Origin of the sequence: Streptomyces sp. C, from assembly GCF_000158895.1 — a bacterium.
Classification (GTDB): domain Bacteria; phylum Actinomycetota; class Actinomycetes; order Streptomycetales; family Streptomycetaceae; genus Streptomyces; species Streptomyces racemochromogenes.
Window position 1 is genome coordinate 6,732,963 of the sequence record NZ_GG657750.1, and the last position, 9,011, is coordinate 6,741,973.

Annotated in this window: 4 protein-coding genes and 2 pseudogenes; all 6 read right to left on the reverse strand. The window is 74.7% G+C overall.

All coding sequences use genetic code 11. The features are described 5' to 3' along the window. Window positions 1-1,723, reverse strand: a 1,723-nt coding sequence (locus SSNG_RS30290; protein ID WP_007267757.1) for a peroxidase family protein, incomplete at its 3' end; no start/stop codon positions are given. Window positions 1,724-1,732: 9 nt separating this feature from the next. Next, window positions 1,733-3,106 (reverse strand): alpha/beta fold hydrolase, encoded by a 1,374-nt coding sequence (locus SSNG_RS30295; protein WP_007267758.1) that lies wholly within the window; start codon window positions 3,104-3,106, stop codon window positions 1,733-1,735. A gap of 12 nt (window positions 3,107-3,118) precedes the next feature. Next, window positions 3,119-3,895: a cytochrome P450 gene (locus tag SSNG_RS30300; protein WP_042802318.1), complete on the reverse strand. Its 777-nt coding sequence runs from the start codon at window positions 3,893-3,895 to the stop codon at window positions 3,119-3,121. Window positions 3,896-4,468: 573 nt separating this feature from the next. Next, window positions 4,469-5,881 (reverse strand): annotated as a pseudogene (locus tag SSNG_RS30310) (FAD-linked oxidase C-terminal domain-containing protein). A gap of 29 nt (window positions 5,882-5,910) precedes the next feature. Next, complete coding sequence (gene mdlC, locus SSNG_RS30315; RefSeq protein WP_007267761.1) at window positions 5,911-7,521, reverse strand: benzoylformate decarboxylase; 1,611 nt, start codon at window positions 7,519-7,521, stop codon at window positions 5,911-5,913. A 321-nt stretch (window positions 7,522-7,842) separates the two neighbouring features. Then, window positions 7,843-9,011: pseudogene (locus tag SSNG_RS30320) on the reverse strand (hypothetical protein); the annotation flags it as partial.

Below are 9,011 nucleotides of genomic sequence, written 5' to 3' on the forward strand. Positions count from 1 at the left end.
GGGCGAACACCCGGAAGAGGGTGTCGCTGAACCCGAAGCCCGCCGGCCGGGGCTCGGCCAGGTTCCCGACCAGGGTGTCGACCCGGTCGAGCCGGCCGTCGTACAGCTCCCGCAGCAGCGGGGTGTCTGCCGGGTGCCCGCCGGTGAGTTCCTCGAAGGAGGTGACGGGCCGCTTGCGCAGCATCCGCCGCTGGGCGTTGTAGCGGGGGATGCCCCGCTCGCGGTCGCGCAGGACGTCCACCGTGCCGAGGTCGAGGTGCTCGCCGGACAGCCGCTTCAGGTTGCGCAGCGCGTCCGGGTGGTTGTGCAGGACCAGCGCCCCCGGGTTCGAGACGCCGAAGGTGTAGAACAGGTCGCTCATCCCGTACGCGTCGACCGCGGTGCGCGTGGTCGCGCCCTGCATGTCGTCGAAGCCGACGGTCTCGCGCGGCGCCCCGCGCCGGTGGTCCCGGACGGTGATCTCGTCGGGGATCAGCGGGTGCAGCCGGTACGCCGAGACGAACTCCTCCGTCATGGAGAACGGCGCGGCGTGGTGGTCGGTGCCCGACCCCCGGGAGCCGCTGAGGACCTCGCCGCCGATCCGGCCGAAGGTCTTGGTGACCCAGCGGGGCAGCAGCCCGTACCAGTTGGCGCGCATCGCCTGGTGCACCACGGGGTGGTCGAGGATGCCCGGGGTCCACTCCACCGTGTGGATCTTCGCCATGAGGGCGGTGTTCACCAGCCGCGCCGTGTGGAAGATCCGCTCGTCGTCCCAGGTGGGGTGGTGCGAACGGACCAGGTCGCAGATGGAGTTGTGCTCCTTGGCGAAGAGCGTGTGCAGCAGCGACAGGCCGCTCCAGTAGTCGCTGTTCATGCCCGTGGCGTCCAGGCAGTCCATCCCGGGCCGCGGATCGGCGGGCAGCCGTCCGCCGTCCACGATCAGCCGGCCGTGCTCCCCGGTCCGCAGCGAGCGGCAGCGGGCCTCGTCCGACCCGTAGATCTGCGAGCCGTCCCACCAGTGGCTGACGGTGTTCTCGTACGTCGGCGGAACGTCCGGGGTGGTGTGCGCGACCGGGTCGGGGCGGGTGCGGTTCACCCGCATCGGGCAGCCGCCGCCCTGCTCGGCCCAGTCGTCGTCGGCGGCGAGCGGGACGGTGAACGGCTCGGCCTCCTCGTTGTCCCCGTGGTTGGCCCAGCCGTGGTTCTGGAACTGGATCCACGCGGCGGCCAGCAGGTTCAGGGAGGGCGCGGGGACGAAGCCGCGCCGGGCGAGGAGCTGCCGGCTCACCTCGCGGGGACTGGGCGTCATCAGCGCCTCGTCCTCGTCCGGATACGCCATGTGCAGCGGGGTGTTGCGGTCCAGGCGGGTGCCCACCCGGCCCATGTCCTCGTCGTACGGGTCGTAGCCGGAGCCGTCGTACGAGCGGTACGGCGCGAGGTGCTTCGTGGGCCGGCGGTCGCGCTCGCCGCCCGCGCCGAAGGTGTCGTGCAGGTTGTGGCGGCGCAGGTCCTCCCGGATCACGGCCAGGTTCAGCAGGCCGAGCGGGGCCGGAAGTTCGTACCACTCGCGGGTCTGGTTGACGCGGGCGAACGCCGCCGACTCCAGCCGCTCCAGCAGCCCGGGCGGGCCGTACGGCTGCGGCGGCGCGGGCGGCGGCTGGTGCCGGCGGGAGCTCTGGGCCGGCAGCTCGGGCGCGGCCGGCGCCGCGTCCGTCGGGGGAGTGTGCGAGTCGGTGTCGGTCATGCGGGGTCCTCAGCGGTCGTGGAGGGTGAAGAGGTGCGTGCCGGTGACCCGGCCGCGGAAGGCGGCGAGCTCGGAGTCGACGTGCGTGCGCGCGTGCGGGACGTCGTGCTCCAGGTTGTGCGCGTACCGCTCCGCGGCGTGGCACAGCGGGAAGGCGTGGGTGTCGTCGGTCCAGGTGAACTCCGTGAACTCCTTGGGGAGTTCGAGCGGCGACACCGTCGAGCGGCCCTCCAGGCTCGGCACGATGTCGTGCTCGTTGACGAGGGAGACCACCCGGGTGCGCGGATCGGCGGCCCGCTTGTGGTCGATGGGCGAACCGATCGCGACCACGTGCCTCACCGTGTACAGCGCGTTGAAGTCCCGGCTCGCCGCCAGGTTCATCGCGGTGATCCCGCCCTGGCTGTGCCCCACCAGCGCCACCTGCGCACCGGAGGGCACGAGCCGGCGCAGGGCGCGGACCACCGCACGGGTGTAGGTGGTGTCGATGGCGCCCACCGCGTTGAAGCTGCCCAGCAGGTCCTGCGGGCTCTCCTGGTTGAAGCAGGGCCCCATCCCGGCGAGTTGGACGACGTAACGGTGTTCCCCGTCCGGCCCGGCGACCTGCTGGACGAGGAGCAGCCCGCGCGTGCCGATCCTGCCGATGTTGCGGACGTAGCCGACGATCGTTCCGGAGTCGTCGATGCTGCCCAGCAGTGCGGCCGAGGGCGTGTGCGGTTCCGCCCGGCCGGGGCCCCGGTTGAGGAACGCCCACACCGAGTTGCCGATGCCGACGAGATACTCGGAGGTCAGAGGCCGGCCGGTGGCGATCTGCCAGCCGGCGGTGTCGTTGAAGGGGTTCTCGTCGGTCAGCGCGTTCCAGGCCATGATGTCGGTGAAGGACGGCGCGAGCAGGGCGAGGGCGTACTCGGCGCCCTTCTCCGTCAGCAGGCTCCGGAACAGCCGTACCGCCTCGGCCTGACGGTCCTCGTCGATGGCGCGCAGCACCCGCGAGGTGGTCGGGTTGGCGAGCAGCTCCGGGTGGCGCACGGCCGCGGCCCGGATCCGCGCCTTGAGGCCCGTGACGGCGAGGCTGACCGCCAGGCTCTCCCGGCTGGTCAGCACCCCGGCCAGCCAGAGCGCCCCGGCGAGCGGGGCACTGCCCTGCGGGGCCCAGCCCAGCCCCTTCGGGTCCATCAGGGTGCGCAGCAGCTCGCGCTGCGCGGCGCGGGCCCGGCGCCGCCCGGCCGCCGCCAGCGGCAGCCGGGTGCCGAGGGCGACGCGGGAGGCGTACCGGGCGGCGCCGCGCACCGCGTCGGCCGCTTCGGCCAGTTCGCGGCAGACGTGGTGCAGCGAGGCGATGTCCGGCTGGGTGACGGACGCTTCGGCACCGGTGGGTTCGGTCATGGCGGACTCCTCCTACACCCGGCCGAGGCGCAGCCGGATGCCGGCCGTGTCGAGGATCCCCGGCAGCGGGCGCCCCGGGTCGAGCACCGGTCGGGCCCCGGTGAGCCGGTGGCCGCGCAGCACCTCGGCGCAGACCAGGGAGGTGAGCAGCAGGGCGACGTACTCGCCGGGGCAGCGGGCGCCGCCGTGGCTGAACGGGGCCACCCGGGTGTCCCGGTGCGCGTCCGGGGCCAGCCAGCGGCCCGGGGCGAACAGGTTCCCGCCGTCGACCCGCTCGGGGTCGCGCTGGTGGAAGCCCATCGGCACCAGCACGTTGGTGCCGGCCGGGTAGCGCACCCCGCCCCACTCGGTCTCGGTGCGGGTGACCCGCACGAGGTCGGGCACGATCGGGTACAGCCGCACCGACTCCTCCAGGCAGGCCCGCAGCCTCGGCAGCCCGGGGACGCGGCCGGCCGCCTCGGCGTGGGCGGCGTCCTGCTCGGCCGGGTGGTGGGCCAGCAGCAGCAGGGTGCGGGCGACGACGGGCGTGGCGAGGTCGATGCCGAGCAGCCAGTGGTGGGTCTGGCCGAGCGGGTCGGTGCCCTCCGGGGAGGGCTCGGCCAGGGCGCGGGCGGCCAGGGTGTGGGCGGGGGCGTCGGCCGCGTACCGGGTGATCCGGGCCTCGATCCTGGCGTAGAGCGCCTTCGCCGCCTCCGGCTTGCTGCGGCCCATCCAGTTGGCCTGGCCGCGCAGGGTGGCGAGCCAGTCGGACAGCTCCTGGTCGTCGGAGGCCTGGTCGCCGAGGACCACCCGCCGGGAGATGCGGGTCAGCGTCTTCCACAGCAGCGGGAAGTCGACGACGGAGCGGGGAGGTGAGTCGGCGGCACTCCTCCTCGACGACGCCGGCGAACTCCGCGCAGGAGGGGTGCACCGGTTGGTCGGCGGCGAGGGCGTGGTCGTTGACCCGGCGCCGGTCCTCGCGGACCGGGCCGTGCGAGCAGATCACCCCCGTCGGTTCGAAGACGGACAGGCTGGCGTACTTGTCGTCGGCGTCCATCGCGAGGTCCGACACCGGCTCCTCGAAGAACCGCCGGACGTCGCCCTGGTCGAACAGGACGAGCATCTCGCCGGAGAGCGCGCGCACCATCACCGGCGCGCCCCGGTGCCGGGCCCGCATCGCGCGCAGCGTGGCGTTCGACCAGGCGGGCTGGTTGACGCGGGAGTACAGCGCCATGACCGGGAAGCGGGGGTTGGCGACGCCGCGGACGAAGACGGGCAGGGTGTGCGTGGCGACGAAGCGGACGGTCTCCGCCAGGCCTGCCCGGACGGGCGGAAGCCCGGGGGCGCCGCCGCGCGCGGTGTCCGGGGCCTCGGTGGACTGCGTCATGCCGTGACCACCTTGCCGGGGTTGAGGAGGTTCTTCGGGTCGAAGAGCCGCTTGAGGCCGCGCTGGAGCTCCAGGGAGACCGGTCCCAGCTCGCGCTCCAGCCACTCCCGCTTCAGCGTGCGATGCCGTGCTCGCCGGTGGTGGTGCCGCCCAGTTCGAGCCGGCGCCATGATGGCGTCGTACGCCTCTGCGCGCGGCGGAACTCGTCCGCGTCGGACTCGTCGAAGACGACCGTGGGGTGCAGGTTGCCGTCCCCGGCGTGGCCGAGGGTGAAGATCTTCAGGTCGTACTGCCCTTGCGATCTCCTCGATCCGCCCGATCAGGGTGGGGAGCGCGGTCCGCGGCACCGCCACGTCCTCGATGAACGCGGTGAGCCCGCCGCCGCGGGAGGCCATGTACGCGGCGAGGGCCGGGCTGACCAGTCTGCGCGCCTCGATGATCTCGTACGCCTCCTCGCTGGTGGCGGAGGCGGCGATGTGCTCGGCCCCGGCCTCCTTGCAGAGGATCTCCATCGCGGACAGCTCCGCGGAGGGGTCGGCGCAGTCGCTCTCGACGATCAGGGTGGCGGCGCTGCCGGGGCGCAGCAGCGGATGGGTGCCGAGGTCCACGATCGCCCGGGTCGTGGCCCGGTCGAGGAGTTCGAGCGCGGACGGGGTGTGCCCGGCCGCGGTGATGGCGGCGACGGCGTCCCCGGCGGCGGTCAGCGTCGGGAACTGGGCCAGCAGCGACAGGGCCGGGGGCCGGGCGGGACGCAGCGCGAGGGTGGCGCCGACGACCACCGCCAGGGTCCCCTCGGAGCCGACGACCAGGCGCGTCAGGTCGTATCCGGCGACGCCCTTGGCGGTGTCCCGGCCGGTGCGCATCCGCCGCCCGTCGGGCAGGACGAGGTCCAGCCCGAGGACGTAGTCGGCGGTCACCCCGTACTTCACGCAGCAGATGCCGCCGGCGCCGGTGGCGATGTTCCCGCCGATGGTGCAGCGGTCCCAGGAGGCCGGGTCCGGCGGGTACGTCAGCCCGTGCTCGGCCACGGCCTCCGCGAGGCGCCGGGTGGTGACGCCGGGCTCGCAGCGCACCAGGCGGTTGGCGGGGTCGACGGACAGGATCCGGTCCATCGCGGCGGTGGACAGCACCACGCAGCCGTCGACGGCGTTGGCGGCGCCGGCCAGGCCGGTGCGGGCGCCCTGCGGGACGACCGGGACGTCCAGTGCGTACGCGGTGCGCATGACGTGCTCGACCTGCTCGGCCGTGCGGGGGACGGCGACCACGGCGGGGGTACCGCACGCGGAGAAGGGGGCGGAGTCCCGGGAGTGGGCGGCGAGTTCCGCCGGATCGGTGAGCAGGGCCTGTGCGGGGAGCGCGGAGCGGAGCCGTTCGAGCAGGAGGGAGGTGGTGTCGCTGGTGAGGGGCATGCCGGCCTTCCGGGGCGGTGCGGTAGGGGCTACAGGGTGGGGAGTTCGGTGGTGACCGGTACGTCGATCAGCACCGGGCCGTCCTGCTGGAGGGCCGACTCCCGGACCAGCTTGGACAGTTCGCCGAAGCCGGTCGCCCGGTGGGCGCGGACCCCGTAGCCGGTGGCGACGGCCGCGATGTCCAGGCCGGGGATGTCGAGGCCGGGGGCGCCCTGGGCGCCCTCCACCTGGGCGAACCACTGGAGGATGGCGTAGCGCTGGTTGCTCAGGACGACGAAGGTGACCGGGACCTTGTACGCGGCCGCGGTCCACAGCGCCTGCACGGCGTAGTGGGTGGAGCCGTCGCCGATGACGCAGACCACGGGCCGGTCGGGGGCACCGAGCTGGGCGCCCACGGCGGCGGCCAGGCCGAAGCCGAGACCGCCGCCCGCCGTGAAGAGGAACGAACCGGGGGTGTCGATCCGGGTTGCGTCGTGGAACTGCCCCAGGTTGGACGGGGATTCGTTGACCCAGAGGGTGTTCGCCGGGGCTCCCTGGGCGATGGCCGTCATCGCGGCGAGCGGGGTGAGCACCCCGTCCACCTCGGCCGTGGACTCGGCCCGCGCGGTCCGCGCGGCCGGGGCGGCGGCCTCCCGCGCGGGCAGCTCCGCGAGCAGGGCCCGTACCGTCAGGGCGAGGTCGGCGACGACCGCGTCCCCGACGGGGGCGCGGGCCGCTTCGTCCGCGTCCCGGGTCAGGTGCACCAGCTCGGTGTTCTCGGGCAGGTGGGCGCCGGGGACGTAGGGGTAGTAGCAGAACACCGGGGCGCCGATCACCAGGACCAGGTCGTGCCCCTCCAGGCAGCGGGACAGCGGCGCGATGGCCGGCGGCAGCATCCCCCGGTACTGCGGGTGGGACTTGGGGAAGGCGACCCGGCCCTCGGTGGGCGCCGACCAGACGGGCAGGCCGGTGCGCTCGGCCAGCTCCACGACGGCGTCCCAGGCCCCCGAGGCGTCCACGTCGTTGCCGGCGACGAGGACGGCGCTGCGGGCGCCGGACAGGCGGGCGGCGAGCCGCCGGACCACCTCGGCGGAGGGCGCGGCGGCGTGCGTCACGGTGCGGGCCGCGGCCCGCTGGGCGGCCCGGTCCTCGTCCTCACCGAGGACCACGTCGAAGTCGTCCATCGGCAGCGAGACGAACACCGGCCCCTGCGGCGGGGTTTCGGCGACCTGCACGGCCCGGGCCAGGGCGGGGGCGACGTCCGCCGCGCGCGGGGGCTCGTACGCCCATTTGACGGCGGGCTGCGGCAGCAGGGTGGACTGCGGGTTGGTGAGCAGGGCCTCCATGGTGAGCATGGCGCGGACCTGCTGGCCGGCGGTGACCACCATGGGGGTGCGGTTGGCGCGCGCGTTGAGGATCGCGCCCATCGCGTTGCCCGTGCCCGGGCCGGTGTGCAGGTTGACCAGGCCGGTGGTGCCGGAGGCGAGGGCGAAGCCGTCGGCCATGCCGACGACCACGGCCTCCTGGAGCCCCAGTACGTAGCGGAAGTCGTCGGGGAACTGCTTGAGCATGGGCAGTTCGGTGGAGCCGGGATTGCCGAAGACCGTGGTCATCCCGCGGGCTCGCAGGACGTCGAGGGCCGACTCGCGGACCGTGCGCATGGGGGTTCCTTCGCGGAGCGGGCGGAAGCAGTGGGTGATCAATGCATCACATTGCGTTGATCAAGGCAAAATCCATGATCCGTTCGGGTCGGACGCCGAAGAACCCCTGGCGACCGCCCGCCCCGCGTGTTATCGGCCCGGCCCGGGCACGACGAACGCCCCCTACCCGTGCGGGTAGGGGGCGTTCGTCCTGAGGGGCGCCCTGCGGGCCCTCGTGCCGCGCCCGCCGGGGCTGCGCGGCTGGGCCCGCTCCTGTCCGGCCCTGCGTCCCCGGCCGCGCGGCCCGGGACGCAGGGCCGGGCTACCTTCGTCACCGCCCGGCTAGGGCATCCGCATCCAGTGGCCGTCCGTGCTCCAGCCCAGCAGCCGGCGCGCCCGGCCGCCCTCGCCCGTGCCGTCCGCGTCGAAGGAGCCGCCCCGGGCCACCAGGCGCAGCCCCGCGAGCGCGGGGGCCAGCCGGGCCCGCACGTGCGCCGGGCGCAGCGCCGACTCCGCCTCGATCCAGGCCAGTACGGAAGCCCGCTCGTCCGGACCGCACAGCGACAGGTGGAACAGCATCTGCCGCCACGCGTACGCCGCGTCCTTGATCGCGGGCAGCGGCCGCGGGTTCCCCTCCACCCGGGCCACCAGCCGGCACACGGTCTCGAAGCACTCCCGGGCGGGCCGCGCCCAGCCGCCCGGCACGGTGACCCCGGCCCGCCCGACCAGGGTGGCGAGGTTGTGCGTGGTGAGGACCTGGGCCTGCTCGATCACCTTGCCGTTCGCCGCGACCGACCAGGCCCGGTCGCTGCCCGCCCGCTGCGCGCACAGCGCCGCGAACTCCGGCGCGGTGCGCGCCGGTCGGCCGCTGCGCGCCGACTCGGCGGCCTGGGACACCGCCATCCGGCGCACCGCCGCGTAGTCGATGCCGTAGTAGCGCGCGTACAGACTCTCCTCCAGCAGCTCCCCGGCGACGCGGGCGGCGACGAGGAACTTCGGGCCGAAGGTGCCCGTGAAGATGTCGGCGGCGAGCTCCTCGGTGAACGGCGCGCCCAGTTCCGCCTGCCGGGCCAGCTGGCCCAGCTCGCGCACCAGCGGGTTGGGCAGCACCGTGCCGGGGAAGGCGCGCACCGCCAGCCCGCCGAGCCGGCGCAGCGCCTCCGCGGCGGGCCCGGTGTCCGGGCCGTCGGCGCGCAGGTGGCCGGAGACCGCCCGCAGCCAGGGGAGTTCCTCGACCCGGACCTGCGACTCCAGGTTCAGCAGGAGCAGCGAGCGGCGGCCCCGGAAGGCGCGGTACGTCGCCGCCACCAGGTTCCGCAGCGGCCCGTCCGCGTACCGCTCGGCGGTGACCGCCGCGACGAGCTGCGGCACCAGCTCGGCCAGCACCTCCGCCGACGGCACCACCCCGCGCTCCACCAGCACCTCCAGCGGAGCGCTCAGCGCCGCCCGGACGGTGCCGGCCACCGCCGCCGGCACCTCCGCACCGGCGGGCAGCTCGGTCTCGCGGGCCT

What these genes read in the sequence shown, in the direction of transcription:
- SSNG_RS30295 (WP_007267758.1), bottom strand. Translation starts at nt 3,106, where the DNA reads ATGACCGAACCCACCGGTGCCGAAGCGTCCGTCACCCAGCCGGACATC.
- mdlC (WP_007267761.1), bottom strand. Translation starts at nt 7,521, where the DNA reads ATGCGCACGGTCCGCGAGTCGGCCCTCGACGTCCTGCGAGCCCGCGGG.